At 60.0% G+C, this 17,837-nt stretch carries 12 protein-coding genes and 2 pseudogenes; 6 read left to right on the forward strand and 8 right to left on the reverse strand.

All coding sequences use genetic code 11. The features are described 5' to 3' along the window. Positions 1-122 precede the first annotated feature (122 nt). Both AB4N91_RS19095 and AB4N91_RS19100 read right to left on the reverse strand, forming a co-directional pair. A complete protein-coding gene (locus AB4N91_RS19095; RefSeq protein ID WP_154913964.1) occupies positions 123-722 on the reverse strand; it encodes an FMN-dependent NADH-azoreductase in 600 nt (199 codons plus the stop codon). A gap of 237 nt (positions 723-959) precedes the next feature. Next, on the reverse strand, positions 960-1,274 hold the full coding sequence (locus tag AB4N91_RS19100; RefSeq protein ID WP_010462048.1) for a hypothetical protein: 315 nt from the start codon (positions 1,272-1,274) through the stop codon (positions 960-962). Positions 1,275-1,323: 49 nt separating this feature from the next. Here AB4N91_RS19100 and AB4N91_RS19105 point away from each other — a divergent pair, with 49 nt between their 5' ends. From AB4N91_RS19105 to aqpZ, 5 genes and pseudogenes are all read left to right on the forward strand, one after another. Then, the gene (locus AB4N91_RS19105) at positions 1,324-2,247 is read left to right on the forward strand and encodes a LysR family transcriptional regulator (protein ID WP_010462050.1); all 924 of its coding nucleotides are present in this window, start codon (positions 1,324-1,326) and stop codon (positions 2,245-2,247) included. Between the two features lie 14 nt (positions 2,248-2,261). Further along, positions 2,262-3,067: pseudogene (locus AB4N91_RS19110) on the forward strand (alpha/beta fold hydrolase). Between the two features lie 3 nt (positions 3,068-3,070). After that, a complete protein-coding gene (locus AB4N91_RS19115; protein WP_010462054.1) occupies positions 3,071-3,631 on the forward strand; it encodes a peptidylprolyl isomerase A in 561 nt (186 codons plus the stop codon). 85 nt (positions 3,632-3,716) lie between these two features. Beyond that, entirely contained in the window at positions 3,717-5,549 is a 1,833-nt protein-coding gene (locus tag AB4N91_RS19120; protein ID WP_460111566.1) for an ABC transporter ATP-binding protein, read from the forward strand. Positions 5,550-5,911: 362 nt separating this feature from the next. Next, the gene (gene aqpZ, locus AB4N91_RS19125; protein ID WP_010462058.1) at positions 5,912-6,607 is read left to right on the forward strand and encodes an aquaporin Z; all 696 of its coding nucleotides are present in this window, start codon (positions 5,912-5,914) and stop codon (positions 6,605-6,607) included. A gap of 15 nt (positions 6,608-6,622) precedes the next feature. On the opposite strand, the gene AB4N91_RS19130 is transcribed toward aqpZ, so the two are convergent. Further along, the gene (locus AB4N91_RS19130; protein ID WP_154913966.1) at positions 6,623-7,747 is read right to left on the reverse strand and encodes a GNAT family N-acetyltransferase; all 1,125 of its coding nucleotides are present in this window, start codon (positions 7,745-7,747) and stop codon (positions 6,623-6,625) included. Between the two features lie 284 nt (positions 7,748-8,031). Between AB4N91_RS19130 and AB4N91_RS19135 the strand changes: the two are divergent. Beyond that, a pseudogene (locus AB4N91_RS19135) lies at positions 8,032-9,349 on the forward strand (putative porin). Positions 9,350-9,482: 133 nt separating this feature from the next. On the opposite strand, the gene AB4N91_RS19140 reads toward AB4N91_RS19135, so the two are convergent. The 5 genes from AB4N91_RS19140 to aceK all read right to left on the reverse strand — a co-directional run bounded on the left by AB4N91_RS19140 (position 9,483) and on the right by aceK (position 17,805). Continuing rightward, on the reverse strand, positions 9,483-9,719 hold the full coding sequence (locus tag AB4N91_RS19140) for an anti-sigma factor family protein (protein WP_010462064.1): 237 nt from the start codon (positions 9,717-9,719) through the stop codon (positions 9,483-9,485). After that, positions 9,713-10,324 carry an RNA polymerase sigma factor gene (locus AB4N91_RS19145; RefSeq protein ID WP_010462067.1) on the reverse strand — a complete coding sequence of 204 codons (612 nt, stop codon included), beginning with the start codon at positions 10,322-10,324 and terminating at the stop codon, positions 9,713-9,715. The genes AB4N91_RS19140 and AB4N91_RS19145 overlap by 7 nt, the downstream gene beginning before the upstream one ends. Before the next feature lie 153 nt (positions 10,325-10,477). Continuing rightward, positions 10,478-11,599, reverse strand: a complete 1,122-nt coding sequence (locus AB4N91_RS19150; RefSeq protein WP_154913968.1) for a beta-ketoacyl-ACP synthase III — start codon at positions 11,597-11,599, stop codon at positions 10,478-10,480. A 344-nt stretch (positions 11,600-11,943) separates the two neighbouring features. Further along, positions 11,944-15,855: an ATP-dependent RNA helicase HrpA gene (gene hrpA / locus AB4N91_RS19155; protein ID WP_154913971.1), complete on the reverse strand. Its 3,912-nt coding sequence runs from the start codon at positions 15,853-15,855 to the stop codon at positions 11,944-11,946. Positions 15,856-16,086: 231 nt separating this feature from the next. Further along, positions 16,087-17,805, reverse strand: a complete 1,719-nt coding sequence (gene aceK / locus AB4N91_RS19160; protein ID WP_010462072.1) for a bifunctional isocitrate dehydrogenase kinase/phosphatase — start codon at positions 17,803-17,805, stop codon at positions 16,087-16,089. Positions 17,806-17,837: the final 32 nt, after the last annotated feature.

The raw sequence follows: 17,837 nt of genomic DNA on the forward strand, positions 1-17,837 counted from the left end.
CGTTCAATCGGGCGACAGCACTCAGGAGCAACAAGTGCAAAGGGAGGTTCGATGCGCGTAAAGCCTTGAAGGGGTTGCGCCAGGCCACTTGAACATCAAGGGATTATCTGGCGATTAAAGCCTCAGGCCACCTGGGAAAGCTTGGCGTTGGCCTGGTTCAGGCCTTTCTCCTGGAAGTCACCGCCCAGGTTCATGCCTTCGGCGTGAATGAAGGTCACGTCGTGAATCCCGATGAAACCCATCACCTGACGCAGGTACGGTTCCTGGTGATCGGCGGTGCTACCGGCGTAGATCCCGCCGCGAGCGGTCAGCACGTAGGCGCGCTTGCCGCTGAGCAAACCTTGCGGGCCGGTCTCGGTGTACTTGAAAGTCACGCCGGCACGCAGCACATGGTCGAGCCAGGCTTTGAGAGTGCTGGGGATGGCGAAGTTGTACATCGGCGCGGCCATGACCAGTACGTCAGCGGCCAACAGTTCGTCGGTCAACTCGTTGGAGCGTTCCAGGGAGACCTGTTCAATGTCGCTGCGCTGTTCGGCGGGTTTCATCCAGCCGCCCAGCAGATTGATGTCCAGGTGCGGCACCGGGTTGACGGCGAGGTCACGCACGGTGATCTGGTCGTTCGGGTGAGCGGCTTTCCACTGGCTGACGAACGTCTGGGTCAACTGACGGGAAACCGAGTCTTGCTGACGTGCGCTGCTTTCGATGATCAGAACGCGTGACATGGGATGTAGGCTCCATCTGAGAATGCTGTAAGGCGATGGAGTGAAGGTTAAACAGAGTCATATCGATGAAAAAGCGCAAATAACTGCTATAACCCATCAATAAATTCGTTTATAAGCTGATCATGCCCTGCACCTGCAGGAGCAAGGCTTGCCCGCGAAGGGGCCGGTGTCATTCAACATCCATGTCGACTGGCACACCGTCTTCGCGGGCAAGCCTCGCCTCTACAGGGTTTTATGTCATTTGGGGGTGCAGCTCAGGTTGATGCGCATCTTGATGATGGTGCGGGTGAACTTGGCGGTGGCATTTTTGTGTTTGCCAGCGGCCACTTCGATAGAGCGGGTGCGCGGCGCTTCCGGGCCATTGTTGAAAACCACCTTGCAGATCGCATCGGTATCGCCGTAGTTGTTGACCTGAATGGATGCGATGTCGTTATCCGTGTCGTGGGCGTTGTAGTCGATCTTCATGCCGTTGAGGTTTTTCTCCACATCGATCGGGTAAGCAAACGCAGTCAGCGGCAGCAGCGCCAGCACCAAACAACAGAATTTTTTCATTCAGCAGTCTCCAATAAGGACTGCCAGCTTAGGACAAGAGGAGCTATTCATGAAAGCGCCCCGCGTGACCCTTGATCAATGGCGAACATTACAAGCCGTGGTCGACCACGGCGGTTTCGCCCAGGCCGCCGAAGCGCTGCACCGCTCGCAATCGTCGGTGAGCTACACCGTGGCGCGTATGCAGGACCAGCTCGGCGTGCCGCTGCTGCGCATCGACGGCCGCAAAGCGGTGCTGACCGAAGCCGGCGGCGTGTTGTTGCGCCGCTCGCGGCAACTGGTGAAACAGGCCAGTCAGCTGGAAGACCTGGCCCACCACATGGAGCAAGGCTGGGAAGCGGAAGTGCGGCTGGTGGTCGATGCGGCTTACCCGAGCGCCCGCCTCGTCCGCGCATTGACCGCGTTCATGCCGCAGAGCCGTGGTTGCCGGGTGCGTCTGCGCGAAGAAGTGTTGTCGGGCGTTGAAGAAGTACTGCTCGAAGGCGTGGCCGACCTGGCCATCAGTGGTTTCAGCATTCCGGGCTACCTGGGCGCGGAGTTGAGCGACGTCGAGTTTGTCGCGGTCGCCCACCCCGAACATGCCTTGCATCGCCTCAACCGCGAACTTAATTTCCAGGACCTTGAAAGCCAGCTGCAAGTGGTCATCCGCGACTCCGGTCGCCAGCAGCCACGAGACGTCGGCTGGCTCGGCGCCGAACAGCGCTGGACCGTCGGCAGCCTGGCCACCGCGGCGACGTTTGTCAGCAGTGGCCTGGGTTTCGCCTGGCTGCCCCGGCACATGATCGAACGCGAACTCAAGGAAGGCACGCTCAAGCTGCTACCGTTGGACCAGGGCGGCAGCCGCAACCCGAGTTTTTATCTGTATTCGAACAAGGACAAACCCTTGGGCCCGGCGACACAAATCCTGATCGAACTGCTGCGCACCTTCGACACCGCGCCGCTGGATGCGCCGTTCGCCGCCCCTGAACAAGCCTGACACGGAGTATCCGCATGGCCTATTTCGAACATGAAGGTTGCAACCTGCACTATGAGGAATACGGTCACGGCACGCCGTTGCTGCTGGTCCACGGGCTGGGTTCCAGTACCCTGGATTGGGAAAAGCAGATCCCGGCGCTGTCAGCCCATTACCGTGTAATCGTTCCGGATGTGCGCGGTCACGGCCGCTCCGACAAACCCCGGGAGCGTTACAGCATTGCCGGGTTCAGCGCCGACCTGGTCGCCCTGATGGAACACCTGAACCTCGGCCCCACGCATTACGTGGGCTTGTCCATGGGCGGCATGATCGGTTTTCAACTGGCCGTGGATCAGTCGCACATGCTTAAAAGCCTGTGCATCGTCAACAGTGCGCCGGAGGTCAAGCTGCGCACCCGCGACGATTACTGGCAGTGGTTCAAACGCTGGAGCCTGATGCGTGCCCTCAGTCTGGGCGCCATCGGCAAGGCCTTGGGTGCCAAGCTGTTCCCCAAACCCGAACAAGCTGATTTGCGCCAGAAAATGGCCGAGCGCTGGGCAAAAAACGACAAACATGCTTATCTCGCCAGCTTCGATGCCATTGTTGGCTGGGGTGTTCAGGAACGACTTTCCAAAGTCGCCTGTCCAACCCTGATCGTCACCGCCGACCGCGATTACACGCCGGTCTCGCTGAAGGAAACCTACGTAAAACTGCTGCCCGATGCGCGGCTGGTGGTGATCGCCGATTCCCGCCACGCCACCCCGCTGGACCAACCCGAACGCTTCAACCAAACCCTGCTCGAGTTTCTCACCGCAGTCGACACCCCCTCACTCAGGATCACTGACCCATGCTGAAAAAAATTGCCCTCGTCGCCGGCTCCGTTCTGTTTGCCGCCAACCTGATGGCCGCAACGCCCGCCGCCAAGGCGCCGCACGTATTGCTGGAAACCACCAACGGCCAGATCGAAATCGAACTGGACCCGGTCAAGGCACCGATCAGTACCAAAAACTTCCTTGATTACGTCAACAGCGGCTTTTACAACAACACGATTTTCCACCGCGTGATTCCTGGCTTCATGGTTCAGGGCGGTGGTTTCACTCAACAGATGCAGCAAAAAGAAACCAAGGCGCCGATCAAGAACGAGTCCAAGAACGGCTTGCATAACGTGCGTGGCACGCTGTCCATGGCCCGCACCTCGAACCCGGATTCGGCCACCAGCCAGTTCTTTATCAACGTCAAGGACAACGATTTCCTCGACCAGGGCGATGGCTATGCCGTGTTCGGTAAAGTCGTCAAAGGCATGGATGTGGTGGACATCATCGTCAATTCCCCGACCACCACCAAAGGCGGCATGAAAGATGTGCCGGCCGACTCTGTTTTCATCAAGTCGGCCAAAGTGATCAACTAATCTGCACAGGAGTGCTTGAGCGGCTGCCGGCATCCGGCGCCGCTCATATCGTTTAAAGGAGAGCCCGCGCGCGGGCGGAGAACTGATGCTTTATCGCCGTTTCGAGAAACTGATCGACATATTCCGCGACGCTCCGACGGCGGCTCCGCCAGATCGGGTTCTCCCCTTCTATACCTATTACTTGAAGCAGGTCTGGCCGAGTTTCGCCGCCCTGCTGATTGTCGGCCTGTTCGCCTCCTTGATCGAAGTCGCGCTGTTCAACTACCTGAGCCGCATCATCGACCTGGCCCAAGGCACGCCGAACCCCGATTTCTTCCAGGACCACGCACTTGAACTGACCTGGATGGTGGTAGTGACCCTGGTTCTGCGACCGATTTTCTTCGGCCTGCACGACCTGCTGGTGCACCAGACGCTGAACCCTGGCATGACCAGCCTGATTCTCTGGCAGAACCACCGCTATGTCCTCAAACAGAGTCTGAACTTCTTCCAGAACGACTTCGCCGGGCGCATCGCCCAGCGCATCATGCAGACCGGCAACGCCCTGCGCGATTCCGCCGTGCAAGCGGTGGATGCCCTGTGGCATGTGCTGATCTACGCCATCAGCGCGCTGGTGCTGTTTGCCGAAGCAGACTGGCGCCTGATGATCCCGCTGACGACCTGGATCGCCGGGTTCATCGGCGCGCTTTATTACTTCGTGCCGCGGGTCAAGGACCGCTCGGTGCAATCCTCCGATGCGCGCTCCAAACTCATGGGACGGATCGTCGACGGCTACACCAACATCACCACCTTGAAGTTGTTCGCCCATACCAACCATGAACAGCAATACTCCAAGGAAGCCATCAAGGAGCAAACCGAAAAAGCCCAACTGGCCGGGCGCGTGGTCACCAGCATGGACGTGGCCATCACCAGCATGAACGGCCTGCTGATCGTCACCACCACCGGCCTGGCCCTGTGGCTGTGGACGCAGTCGCTGATCTCGGTGGGCGCGATTGCGCTGGCGACAGGCCTGGTGATCCGCATCGTCAACATGTCCGGCTGGATCATGTGGGTGGTCACCGGCATCTTCGAAAACATTGGCATGGTCCAGGACGGTTTGCGGACCATCGCCCAACCGGTCAGCATCACTGACCGCGATCAGGCCAAACCGCTGGCCGTGCCCCGAGGCGAAGTGCGTTTCGAGCACGTGGATTTTCACTACGGCAAGAAGAGCGGAATCATTGGCGACCTTAACCTGACGATCAAGCCCGGTGAGAAAATCGGCTTGATCGGGCCATCCGGTGCCGGCAAATCGACCCTGGTCAACCTGCTGCTACGCCTCTATGACGTGCAGGGCGGGCGAATCCTCATCGATGGGCAGAACATCGCCGAAGTCGGCCAGGAAAGCCTGCGCGAGCGCATCGGCATGATCACCCAGGACACCTCGTTGCTGCACCGTTCGATTCGCGACAACCTGCTTTACGGCAGACCCGATGCCACCGACGCCGAGCTGTGGGAAGCGGTGCACAAGGCGCGCGCCGATGAGTTCATTCCGTTGCTGTCGGACGCCGAAGGCCGTACCGGTTTCGATGCGCACGTGGGTGAGCGCGGGGTGAAACTCTCCGGCGGTCAGCGTCAGCGGATTGCGATTGCTCGTGTGCTGCTCAAGGACGCACCCATCCTGATCATGGACGAGGCGACCTCGGCGCTGGACTCGGAAGTCGAAGCGGCGATCCAGGAAAGCCTGGAAACCCTGATGCAGGGCAAAACCGTGATCGCCATCGCCCACCGACTCTCGACCATCGCCCGGATGGACCGGCTGGTGGTGCTGGAAAAAGGCAAGATCGCCGAAACCGGCACCCACGCCGAACTGCTGGCGCATGGCGGGTTGTATGCGCGGCTGTGGCAGCACCAGACGGGTGGGTTTGTCGGTATCGATTGATATCGTGAGATCACCACCGAACCTGTCAGAGTGAGCTTTTGTGGCGAGGGAGCTTGCTCCCGTTCGGCTGCGCAGCAGTCGTAATTTCAGGCGGCCTGGTTTTTCTGACACTGTGGAGTTTTTGCCATGGGGACAGCTTCGCTGTCCAGCGGGAGCAAGCTCCCTCGCCACAAGCGCCCTCTAAATCCACCAAAAAACCGCCACAGCCTGCTAACCACAGGCCCTGGCGGTTTTTTGTGGCCGCTGGAAATCCGCAGAAACCCTGCTGTACTCAGCCAAGGTTCTGGAGATGAGCCTGTCGTAAGTCTGCAGGATGCATCACGCGATACAGTCTCGATAGGTCGCCTATCAAGGACGCTCTCATGTCGCTGTTCAAACGTTCTGTCACTGAGTTGTTAGGTACGTTCTGGCTGGTATTGGGGGGTTGCGGCAGTGCGGTGCTTGCTGCGTCTTCGCCTCTCGGAATCGGGGTGCTGGGTGTGGCCATCGCGTTTGGCCTCACCGTGTTGACCATGGCCTTCGCCATCGGCCATATCTCCGGTTGCCACCTCAACCCTGCCGTCTCCGTCGGCCTGTGCGTCGGCGGTCGGTTCCCGGCGCGGGAATTGCCCGCGTACATCATCGCCCAGGTGATTGGCGCCATTATCGCCGCCGCTCTGATCTACTACATCGCCAGCGGCAAGGAAGGCTTCGACCTCTCCGCCGGCCTGGCGTCCAACGGCTACGGCGAACACTCCCCGGGCAAGTACTCGATGGCCGCGGGCTTTGTCTGTGAACTGGTGATGACTGCGATGTTCGTGCTGATCATCCTCGGTGCCACCGACAAACGTGCGCCCGCCGGGCTTGCACCGATTGCCATCGGCCTGGCCTTGACGCTGATTCACTTGATCTCGATTCCCGTCACCAACACTTCGGTCAATCCGGCCCGCAGCACCGGTCCGGCGCTGATGGTCGGTGGCTGGGCCATCGCGCAATTGTGGATGTTCTGGGTGGCACCGCTGTTGGGCGCGGTGATCGGCGGCGTGACCTATCGCTGGCTAGGCAAGGAAGGCACTTGAGGCCACGGGCGAGGATCATGCTTGCCGATAAGGCAACGCGGTCCTCGCTTCCTCGGCATAGGCCAACACCCCAAGACGCTCCTGGTGAAGGAAGTCTTTGACCGCGGCTTTCAGTCCCGGATGACGCAGATAGTGCCAGGAATGGGTGATCACCGGTTCGAACCCGCGAATCAGCTTGTGTTCGCCCTGGGCGCCGGCGTCAAAACGCTGGAAGCCATTGGCAATCGCGTAGTCCATGCCCTGGTAGAAGCAGGTCTCGAAATGCAGGCGGTCGAACTCCGCCAGGCAGCCCCAGTAACGCCCGTAAAAACTGTCGCCGCCCACCAGACTGAAGGCCATGGCCACGGGTCGTGAACCTTGCTTGGCCAACACCACGCGAATGGCTTCGGGCATGCGCTCGGCCAACAGACTGAAAAATTCCCGCGTCAAATAGGGCCGTTGCCTACGCACTGCGTAGGTATTGGCGTAGCAGGCATAGACAAAATCCCACTGCGCCTGATCCAGTTGCTTGCCTTCCAGCCATTCGAACTCAATACCCTGCCCCGCCACTTGCTCGCGCTCTTTGCGCATCTGTTTGCGTTTGCGCGAACTGAGGACGTCGAGGAAGTCTTGAAAGTCCCGATATCCGCGATTCTGCCAGTGGTACTGACAGCCGATCCGCTGCAACCAGCCGGGTTGTTCGGCCAATGCCGCATCGGTGAAAGGGTCTGTGAAGTTGATGTGGGCGCTGGAGAGTTCTTCGATTTCAAGGTAGCCCGGCAGGCTCTTCAGTAGTTCAAAACCGTCCTCGACATTACGCGCCAGCAACCGTGGCCCACTGACCGGGCTGAACGGCACGGCGGTCAACAGCTTCGGGTAATAGTCGATGCCGGCACGCTCGCAGGCATCGGCCCAGGCGTGATCGAACACGTACTCGCCGTAGGAATGCCACTTGCGGTAACTGGGTAACGCGGCGATCAGACGCCCTTCTTCGAGGTGCAACAGATGCTCGGGCTGCCAACCGGAATGGGGGCCGAGGCTGCCGCTGTCTTCCAGTGCACTGAGAAAGGCATGGCGTAGAAACGGCTGATTCTCCGGCACCAGGGCATCCCACGTGTGCGGACCAATATCGGACAGGCTTTCCAGACGTTGCAGCGGCATTGACACCCTCTCGACTTCTTCGCGTAACAGCCCGGCGAGTATCGCCTATCGCCCGTCATTACACATCCGTCAAAACCGCCTGACAGGGTTCTGGATCAAAAGTTCATACGGTATTTGTATCGTCATCGAGACGCCATCACTTTGCCACCGCTCTGTAATAAACCATCGCGATACTGGCGCCAGTTTTTAGAGCGTCGGGTTCTACCCGGCCACTGTTTCCGTCCCTCAACGGTCGGTTGTGTCCCGGATGGCTCAGTCATCCCCTTACATCTTCGGAGATTGATATGCGTCTTGCTTCCCACGAAAACTGCGGCGGCCCTGTGTGGCGGTCTGCTGCTGGCCATGAGTGTTCCGGCCAGTGCCGCAGTCGACGCCAAACTGCTCGACATGCTTAAGGCAAACGGCTCGATTACCAATGCGCAATACAGCGAACTGCAAGCCGAGCTGGCCAGGGATCAAAAAGATCAGCAAATCGCCCGTCAGGCTCAGCAAGAGACCAACGAGCAGATCGCGGCCACCGCGAAGAAAACCAATGAGCTGAGCACCTTCGACCAGAAACTGGCCTGGGCTGCCAAGACCCAATTCAAGGGCGACGTGCGTTTCCGTCAGGAAACGGTCAAGAACGATGGTGTCTCGAACAACCGGGACCAGGACCGTCAGCGCGTTCGTGCCCGTCTGGGTGCCTATACCGAAATCAACCCGCAAGTCGACACCGGTATCCGTATCGCCACCGGCAACAACGACGACGCGCGTTCCACCAACCAGAGCCTGGACAACTACTTCGACAAGAAGTCGATCTGGCTGGACCAGGGTTACGTCGACTACCACCCGGACGCGATCAAGAACCTGCACATCGTTGGCGGCAAGATGCCACAGCAATGGGTGAGCATGGGCGACATCATCTGGGATAGCGACATCAGCCCTGAAGGTCTGTCCGTGTCGTATAAATACCCGCTGGGCGCCAGCACCGAGGTGTTCGGTAGCGCCGGCCACTACACCCTCAAGGACAACGTCGACGGCGACGGCGTGCAGTTCAAGCACGACTTGCGTCTGTACGCCGGCCAGTTGGGCGCGCGCTTCGCCCTCACCGACAACCTGAAACTGACTCTGGGTGGCAGCGTCTACGGCTACGACAACGACGACGACATCACCGCCGGCGGCACCAGCATCCCGTCCGTACTGGCCACCAACGGCAACACCCCGAACGAGCAATTCAAACTGTACGAAGGCTTTGGTCAGATCGACATCACCGGCCTGCCACTGCCGCTCTCGCTGTACGGTCAGTACGTCAACAACAAAGACGCCAGCAACGATCAGGATTCTGCCTGGCTGGCCGGTGTAAAGACCAAGTTCTATGGCTTCGCCGTGGACTACAACTACCGCGACGTGCAGCGTAACGCCGTGGTCGGCGCCTTCACCGACTCCGACTTCGCCAACGGTTTCACCGGTTCGCGTGGCAGCAAGTTGAAAGTGAGTTACGAGCTGGACAAGAACTTCGCCCTGGGCGCGACGTACTTCATGGCTAACTCTGACTACACCAACGCCAACCTCAAGGATTCGGACATCAACACTCTGCAACTGGACGCCGAAGCCAAGTTCTAAGCAGTACCGCTCCACGCCTCAGGTCATGGACGCTTGAGGCGCTTTACAGTCTGGCGTGGATGGATCGATCCCCATCATCCGTTCGATGCATCCACGCCGGCCTGCTTCTGTCCCCTGCGATAACGCCACGACTTTACGGAATGTCCTTGCGACGCTCCGCAGCGAGACGTTCGGCGAGTGCATCGACCTCCGGCACAGCCTCTTCCGGCAAGACGCGCAGCGTCTGCTGCATCAAACGCATCTGACGAATGAACCGCCGGCAATTGGGGCAGAACATTAAATGATGCCGCACCAGCAACTTCTCCCGAAAGCTCAACTGGCCATCGAGATAATCACTGGCGCGTGCCACTTGCTCCTTACAGGTCAGCATTCGCCGGTTTCCTCAAAATGCTCCACGGTCGCAAAGACCTTCAACCGTGCCCGATGCAGCAGCACGCGAACATTGGAGAGCGATATGTCCAGAAGATTACAGATGTCTTCCAGTTCCAGGCCCTGACGCTCGCGCAACAGCAAGACGCTGCGTTGCAGTTCCGACAGGCTGAGCAACGTGTGTTCGAGGCATTCGCGCAACTCGCGTTCGGTGAGCAACGCCTCCGGGGTGTCCTGGTGCCAGGCGAACGGTGCCACCAGCCAGTGGCCATCAGCGGACGAAAAACGATCATCATCAATCGTGCCATGGGGCGATGGAAGGTCATCAAGCAGCACCTCGCGACGGTTCTGCTTGTAACGGCCCTTCGCCGCATTGGCGGTGATGGTCAGCAACCAGGTCTTGAGGCTCGAACGCGCCTCGAACTTGCTCAGGTTGCGCACGACCGACAGCCACGCATCCTGCACCACTTCGTCAGCATGCCGGTTGCCGACGATCGCATAAGCGACTGCACGCATCGGGCTCTGGTAAGTGCTGACCAACTCTTTGAAGGCTTGTTGTTCACCTGCCAGCAATCGTTGCAGCAGTTGCGCGTCGTCAGCCGCCATTCACAAACCCCTTGTCCTGACCTCGAAAAATGAGTCAGCAGGGCGTCGCCGTCGGCAACGTCCTGCTGTCATTTCCGAAAACTACAGCGTCCCGATTGCTTCGGCTGTAGGAAAAACCACCGCAAATCAACGGAAATAGCGACAGCCTTCCCCTCAACGCTTGCGTAACAGCACGCTACCAATCGAGTAACCCGCGCCGAACGAGCTGAGCACGGCCAGGGAACCGGCGGGCAGATCATCCTGATGCTTGTGAAAGGAAATCACCGACCCGGCGGAGCTGGTGTTGGCGTAGGTGTCGAGAATCACCGGGGCTTCTTCTTCGGTGGCTTCACGGCCCAGCAGCTTCTTCACGATCAGGTGGTTCATGCTGAGGTTGGCCTGGTGCAACCAGAAACGTTTCACGTCACTGACGTTGAGCTTGTTCTCTTCCAGGTGCGTAGCGATCAGCTCGGCCACCATCGGGCAGACGTCGCGGAACACCTTGCGGCCTTCCTGCACGAACAGTTTGTCCTTGGCTCCGATGCCCTCTTCCGCCGCGCGGTTGAGGAAGCCGAAATTGTTGCGAATATTGTTGGAGAACTTGGTCAGCAGTTTGGTGCTGACGATGTCGAACTGGTACGGGGAGGTCGCCAGGTCGGCACGCTCGATGATCACCGCCGTCGCCGCGTCGCCAAAAATGAAGTGGCTGTCACGGTCGCGGAAGTTCAAGTGACCGGTGCAAACTTCCGGGTTGACCATCAGGATTGCCCGGGCCTGGCCCAGTTGCACGCTGTTGGCGGCCGCCTGGATGCCGAAGGTCGCCGAGGAGCAAGCCACGTTCATGTCGAAACCAAAGCCCTGGATACCCAGCGCTTCCTGGACTTCGATGGCGATGGCCGGGTAGGCGCGCTGCAGGTTGGAGCACGCCACAATGACGCCGTCGATGTCGGCGGCGGTCTTGCCGGCACGCAGCAAGGCTTGTTCGGCCGCGCCGATGGCCATCTGGCAAAGCACTGACCATTCGTCGTTGGAACGCTCAGGCAGACGCGGCGCCATGCGTTGCGGGTCGAGGATGCCATCCTTGTCCATCACAAAGCGGCTTTTGATACCGGAAGCTTTTTCGATAAACGCAGCGCTGGATTCGGTCAACGCTTCGACTTCGCCACGGGCGATGGCGTCGACGTTATCGGCGTTGAATTGCGCAACGTAAGCGTTGAAAGACTGCACCAGCTCTTCATTGGAGATGCTGTTGGCCGGGGTGTACAGGCCGGTGCCGCTGATGACGACGTTATGCATGGTCGTTTCTCTAATCTGTTCAGGCAGAAAGCGTTGGCACCGACGTACCAACACACAAAGGGTCTGTTCCCGTCACGGAAAGCACACCTGGCATCGCTTTATTCCGTACCGCCCGAACCTTGAGAGGCTCAAAACTGCGGGACCGGCGTTTATAGGCGCGAAGTTTGCCATAAACATTGGGTTTTGGCGCCATTTTGCTCGATGACTCCCACCTGCCAGGCAATACAAAAACCTGTGGGAGCGAGCCTGCTCGTGATGGGGCCATCACCTCCAACATCCATGTCGACTGTGATGCCGCCAGCGCGAGCAGGCTCGCTCCCACAGGTATTGCACAAGTCTCGGGGTCAGGGTTCGACCTGGGTCCATTGCTTGTTCAGGCGCTTGTCGGAGATTGGCACTTTGGTCCCCAGTTGCTGGGCGAACAGCGAAACCCGGTATTCCTCCAGCCACCAGCGATAGAGCTCCAGTTGCGGATCGCGCTTGCCTTCCTGGGCGTGTTTGTTGGCGCGGGTCTGGTATTGGGCCCAGAGACCGGACAGTTCGCCACTCCAGACCCGATCCCTCTGCACCTGTGCACCAATCTTCTCGAAGCGTTGCTCGACAGCCTTCAGGTAACGCGGCAATTCCTTGAGCCACTGCATCGGCGTCTCCCGGACAAACCCCGGATACACCAGATGACTGAGCTGTTGCTTGATGTCGTTCAGGGCCACGGCTTGCGCCAGATCAATCTTGCCCTTGAAGCGTTTTTGCAGGCCGTGCCAGTGCTTGAGAATCTCCAGCGTCAACTTGGCCAGGCGCTCGGCGTGCTCAGTCCAGCCACCGCGCTTGCGCTCGGCCAACGAGGCCAGCCCGGCGCCATCCCGTGGCAACGGGTCTTCGCCCTCGAGAATGCAACTGTCGAGGCTGGCCAGCAGAATGTCTTCCACCAGCGCATCAATACGCCCCAGTTCACGGTACATCAGCCCCAGCTCGGTCAGCCCCGGCAGCTTGCCGCGCAGGAACTTCGCCGGCTCGGCCAACTGCTGCATCAGCAATCGCTGCAACGCGCGGCGATGCTGGAACTCGGCCTCGGCGGGGGTCGAAAAACGCCCTTCCTTGACTGTCCCGCTCTCTTCCACCAGCGCCGGATACACCGTCATCGACAACCCGGCGATCTTCTGCTGGGTTTTCTCGGCGACGGCGGCAAAGACTTTCGGCTCCACCGGCTGTTGGTTTTTCGCGGTTTGCGGCACGGCCAACGCGGCTTGGCTGGCTTCGGCAAAGCGTGCGGTCAACTCGGCCAGATCTCGCCCTTCGCCGAGGAACTTGCCCTGGCCGTCGACGATTTCCAGGTTCATCCGCAGATGACTGTCGACTTGCTGTGAAGCTTCCGCCCACGCCTCATCGCTGACCCGCGCGCCCGTCATGCGCAGCAGCTCGCGGCCCAACGCCTGCGGCAACGAGCCCTCGGCGAAGGTCATGCGCTGTAACGCGGCTTTGACGAAGTCCGGCACCGGCACGAAATTCTTGCGCAGGGCCTTGGGCAGGTTGCGCACCAGCGCGATGCACTTGGCCTCGATCACGCCCGGCACCAGCCATTCCAGACGTTCCGGCGGCAACATCGGCAACAGCGGCGCCGGCACACGCAGGGTCACGCCATCGCGGGGGTGGTTCGGTTCGAAGTGGTAACTCAGGGCCAGTTCCAGATCGCCGATGTGCAAGGTGTCCGGGTAATGCAGGGCGGTGACTTCGCTGGCCTCACGGGCCAGAACGTCTTCTTCGCGCATGATCAGCAGCTGCGGGTCTTTCTGGCTGTTGACCCGGTACCAGCTGTCGAACGTTGCGGTCTGGTGGATCTCCGCCGGCAATCGCGCATCGTAGAAAGCGAACAGGGTTTCTTCGTCAGCGAGAATGTCGCGACGCCGAGCCTTGGCTTCCAGTTCGTCGAGTTGTTCCAGCAGTTGCGCATTGGCCGTCAGGCACTTGGCCTTGGATTGAATCTCGCCGCGTACCAGGCCTTCGCGAATGAAGAACTCACGAGAAACGACGGGATCGATCGGCCCGTAATGCACCGGCCGACGACCCACCACGATCAGCCCGAACAGCGTGATCTGCTCGAAGGCCACGACCTGGCCGCGCTTTTTCTCCCAGTGCGGTTCGAAGTGGTTTTTCTTGATCAGGTGCCCGGCCAGCGGCTCGATCCAGTCCGAGTCGATCTTGGCCACCATCCGCGCATAGAGCTTGGTGGTTTCCACCAGTTCGGCGGTCATCAGCCATTGCGGGCGCTTCTTGCCCAACCCGGAGGACGGGTGAATCCAGAAACGCCGCTGACGGGCGCCGAGGTAATCGCCCTCATCGGTTTTCTGGCCGATCTGGCTGAGCAGGCCCGAGAGCACGGCTTTGTGCAGCTTCGGGTAATCCGCCGGCTCTTTGTTCAGGCTCAACTGCATGTCGCGGCAGATCAGGCTCAACTGACGGTGCGAGTCGCGCCATTCGCGCAGACGCAGGTAATTCAGGAAGTTCTTGCGGCACCAATTGCGCAGCGGGCTGGCGGTCAGGGCCTGACGCTGTTCTTCAAAACCACGCCACAGATTGACCAGCCCGGCGAAATCCGAGTCCACGTCCTTCCACTGTGCGTGGGCCTGATCCGCCGCTTGCTGGCGCTCCGGCGGACGCTCGCGCGGGTCTTGAATCGACATGGCGCTGGCGACGATCAACACTTCCTGCAAGCTGCCGAGTTTCGCCGCTTCCAGCAGCATGCGGCCCATGCGCGGGTCCACCGGCAGGCGCGCCAACTGGCGGCCGAGCGGGGTCAGCTGGCTGTTGCGGTCCACGGCCGAGAGTTCTTGCAGCAGGTTGAACCCGTCGCTGATCGCCTTGCCATCCGGCGGTTCGATAAACGGGAAGTCGGTGATCTCGCCGAGACGCAAGTGCAGCATCTGCAAAATCACGGCGGCGAGGTTGGTGCGCAGAATTTCCGGGTCGGTAAATTCAGGGCGACCGATGAAGTCGTCTTCGCCATAAAGTCGAATGCAAATACCCGGCTCGACCCGACCGCATCGACCTTTACGCTGGTTGGCGCTGGCCTGGGAAATGGCTTCGATGGGCAGACGCTGAACCTTGGCGCGATAGCTGTAACGGCTGATGCGCGCGGTGCCGCTGTCGATCACGTAACGGATGCCCGGCACCGTCAGCGAAGTTTCCGCGACGTTGGTCGCCAGCACCACGCGACGGCCAGGGTGCGACTGGAAAATCCGCTGCTGTTCGGCCGGCGACAAGCGCGCGTACAGCGGCAGAATCTCGGTGTGCTTGAGCTGGGCCTTGCGCAGCATGTCGGCGGCGTCGCGAATCTCGCGCTCGCCGGGCAGGAACACCAACACGTCGCCGGGGCTCTTGCGCTCGCTACGTTCGAACGCGGCAATTTCGTCGAGGGTGGCGAGGATCGCCTGATCCACGGTCAAGTCGTCCTCGACGCGGTTGCCCTCCTCGTCCTGCTCAAGCGTCAGCGGGCGATACCAGGTTTCAACCGGGAAAGTCCGGCCCGAAACTTCAACGATGGGTGCGTCATCGAAATGCTTGGAGAAGCGTTCCAGATCGATGGTCGCCGAGGTGATGATGACTTTCAGGTCCGGGCGACGCGGCAGCAGGGTTTTCAGGTAACCGAGCAGGAAGTCGATGTTGAGGCTGCGTTCGTGGGCTTCGTCGACGATGATCGTGTCGTAGCGTTCGAGGTAACGGTCGTTCTGGGTTTCCGCCAGCAGGATGCCGTCGGTCATCAATTTGATCAGGGTGTTGGAGTCGCTCTGGTCCTCGAACCGCACCTGATAGCCGACCAGCGCGCCCAATGGCGTCGCCAGTTCTTCGGCAACCCGGCTGGCCACGCTGCGCGCAGCGATTCGACGCGGTTGGGTGTGGCCGATCAAGCCATGCTGGCCGCGGCCGATTTCCAGGCAGATCTTCGGCAACTGGGTGGTTTTACCCGAGCCGGTTTCGCCGGCGATGATCAGCACCTGATGCTTGAGCAGCGCTTCCTTGATTTCGTCGCGCTTGGCGGCGATCGGCAAACTGTCGTCGTAACGAATCACCGGCAGGCTGGCACGCCGCGCCAGCACCTGGTCACAGGACGCCTGCATGCGCGTCACCCACTGGGCCAGCTTGGCCTCATCAGGTTTCTTGCGCAGCTCAAGCAACTGCCGCCGCAGCCGGTGGCGGTCGGCGAGCATGGCGTGATCGAGGTTTTTCAGCAGTTTGTCGATGGAAGGCGATTCGTCAGTCATCAGGTACGCAAAAGTCGTCTAGTGGCGCAGGGGCCGGATTGTCGCAGATTTGGGGGCTCGGCGACGAATTCAACCTGCCTTTGTGGTGAGGGAGCTTGCTCCCGCTCGGCTGCGCGGCAGTCGTAATCCGGTCATCGCGGTGTATCTGAAACACGACGGTGGATGGTTTTGGGGTCGCTTCGCGACCCAGCGGGAGCAAGCTCCCTCGCCACAGGGGGTTCACTCAGGGGTTTATTCGTTATCCAGGCCTTTGCGGCGATACGGGAATACGTCGATGATTTTGCCGGCACGAATGGCTTCCTGCAGGCTTTTCCAGTAATCGGCGTTGTATAGCTCGCCATGCAACTGGTCAAACAGCTTCCTTTGCCCGGAATCGGCAAACAGGAACGGCGGAAACTCCTCGGGAAACACATCCAGCGGCCCGATCGAATACCACGGCTCGGAGGCCATTTCGTCTTCCGGCGTACGCGGTTGCGGGATGTGACGGAAGTTGGCTTCGGTCAGGAAACAAATCTCGTCATAGTCATAAAACACCACGCGACCGTGCCGGGTGACGCCGAAGTTCTTCAACAGCATGTCGCCGGGAAAGATGTTCGCCGCCGCCAGTTGCTTGATCGCCAGCCCGTAATCTTCCAGGGCCTCGTGGACCTGCGCCTCGTTGGCGTTTTCCAGGTACAGGTTCAGCGGCGTCATCCGCCGCTCGGTCCAGCAGTGACGGATCAGCACGGTGTCGCCTTCCACCGACACCGTGGACGCCGCCACCTCAAGCAGCTCTTCCAGGCACGCCGGGTCGAACTTGCTCAACGGGAAGCGAAAATCGGCGAACTCCTGGGTATCGGCCATGCGTCCGACGCGATCGACGCTTTTCACCAAACGGTATTTTTCGATCACCGTGGCACGGTCGACGTTTTTCGACGGCGAGAAACGGTCCTTGATGATTTTGAACACGGTGTTGAAACCCGGCAGGGTAAACACGCTCATCACCATGCCGCGCACGCCGGGGGCCATGATGAATTGGTCGTCGGTGTTGGCCAGGTGATTGATCAGCGCCCGGTAGAACTCGGACTTGCCGTGTTTGTAGAAGCCGATGGAGGTGTACAACTCGGCGACGTGCTTGCCCGGCAGGATGCGCTTGAGGAAGCCGATGAACTCCGCCGGCACCGGCACATCCACCATGAAATACGAACGGGTGAACGAGAAAATGATCGACACATCGGCTTCGTCGGTAATCAGCGCATCGATCTGAATCCCGCGGCCTTCACGGTGCAGCAGCGGAATCACCAGCGGCCATTGTTCGTCCCGGGTATAGATGCGCCCCACCAGGTACGCGCCTTTGTTGCGGTAGAGCACCGAGGAAAACAGCTCGACGCTCAGTTCCGGGTCCTTGCACACCCAATCCGGCAGGTTCTCACGCAGTTGGGCTTCGAGGCGGTGCAGGTCGCCGGCCAGGTCGGCGTAATCCTCGCTGAAGCTGTAATCGGCAAAAATGCTCGCGAGCATGCCGGACAACTGGCCCTGGGGCTTATAGGTTCGGGTTTGCGCGGCGCGGGCCCGGCGCAGGCTGGGCCGGGTGGTGTGGATAAACATGCAGCCGTCGCTGATCAGGTCATGGCTGAACAGCCCGCAGAAAATCGAGTTGTACCAGGTCTCGGACAGTTCATCATCGAAACGCAGGTCGATCAGCGTGATGTAAGCGCTTTTGACCAGAGGCCAGCAACTGACGTCCAGCGTGTCGCTGTCAAATGCGACGCGCAGCCGTTCCACGGTTTCGCTGACTTTTTCTTCGTACAGATTGATCCGCGCGGCCGAGGCGATTTGCGCTTCCTGCCACTGGGCCTGCTCGAAGCGGGCCCGAGCGCCGTCGGTGATCTGGCGGAAATGCTCGCGGTAATCGTCAAAGCCATCGAGGATCATTCGGGCGATGTCGGCGGCTGGCCATTGCTGCGGCATGGGTGAGACCTCTGCGGGAATTCGTGAGCCCT

It is taken from the genome of Pseudomonas sp. H3_D04, from assembly GCF_054669175.1.

Excerpts from the sequence above, each read along its gene's own strand:
- AB4N91_RS19095 (WP_154913964.1), bottom strand. The coding sequence starts at position 722 with ATGTCACGCGTTCTGATCATCGAAAGCAGCGCACGTCAGCAAGACTCG.
- AB4N91_RS19100 (WP_010462048.1), bottom strand. The coding sequence starts at position 1,274 with ATGAAAAAATTCTGTTGTTTGGTGCTGGCGCTGCTGCCGCTGACTGCG.
- AB4N91_RS19105 (WP_010462050.1), top strand. The coding sequence starts at position 1,324 with ATGAAAGCGCCCCGCGTGACCCTTGATCAATGGCGAACATTACAAGCC.
- AB4N91_RS19115 (WP_010462054.1), top strand. The coding sequence starts at position 3,071 with ATGCTGAAAAAAATTGCCCTCGTCGCCGGCTCCGTTCTGTTTGCCGCC.
- AB4N91_RS19120 (WP_460111566.1), top strand. The coding sequence starts at position 3,717 with ATGCTTTATCGCCGTTTCGAGAAACTGATCGACATATTCCGCGACGCT.
- aqpZ (WP_010462058.1), top strand. The coding sequence starts at position 5,912 with ATGTCGCTGTTCAAACGTTCTGTCACTGAGTTGTTAGGTACGTTCTGG.
- AB4N91_RS19130 (WP_154913966.1), bottom strand. The coding sequence starts at position 7,747 with ATGCCGCTGCAACGTCTGGAAAGCCTGTCCGATATTGGTCCGCACACG.
- AB4N91_RS19140 (WP_010462064.1), bottom strand. The coding sequence starts at position 9,719 with ATGCTGACCTGTAAGGAGCAAGTGGCACGCGCCAGTGATTATCTCGAT.
- AB4N91_RS19145 (WP_010462067.1), bottom strand. The coding sequence starts at position 10,324 with ATGGCGGCTGACGACGCGCAACTGCTGCAACGATTGCTGGCAGGTGAA.
- AB4N91_RS19150 (WP_154913968.1), bottom strand. The coding sequence starts at position 11,599 with ATGCATAACGTCGTCATCAGCGGCACCGGCCTGTACACCCCGGCCAAC.
- hrpA (WP_154913971.1), bottom strand. The coding sequence starts at position 15,855 with ATGACTGACGAATCGCCTTCCATCGACAAACTGCTGAAAAACCTCGAT.
- aceK (WP_010462072.1), bottom strand. The coding sequence starts at position 17,805 with ATGCCGCAGCAATGGCCAGCCGCCGACATCGCCCGAATGATCCTCGAT.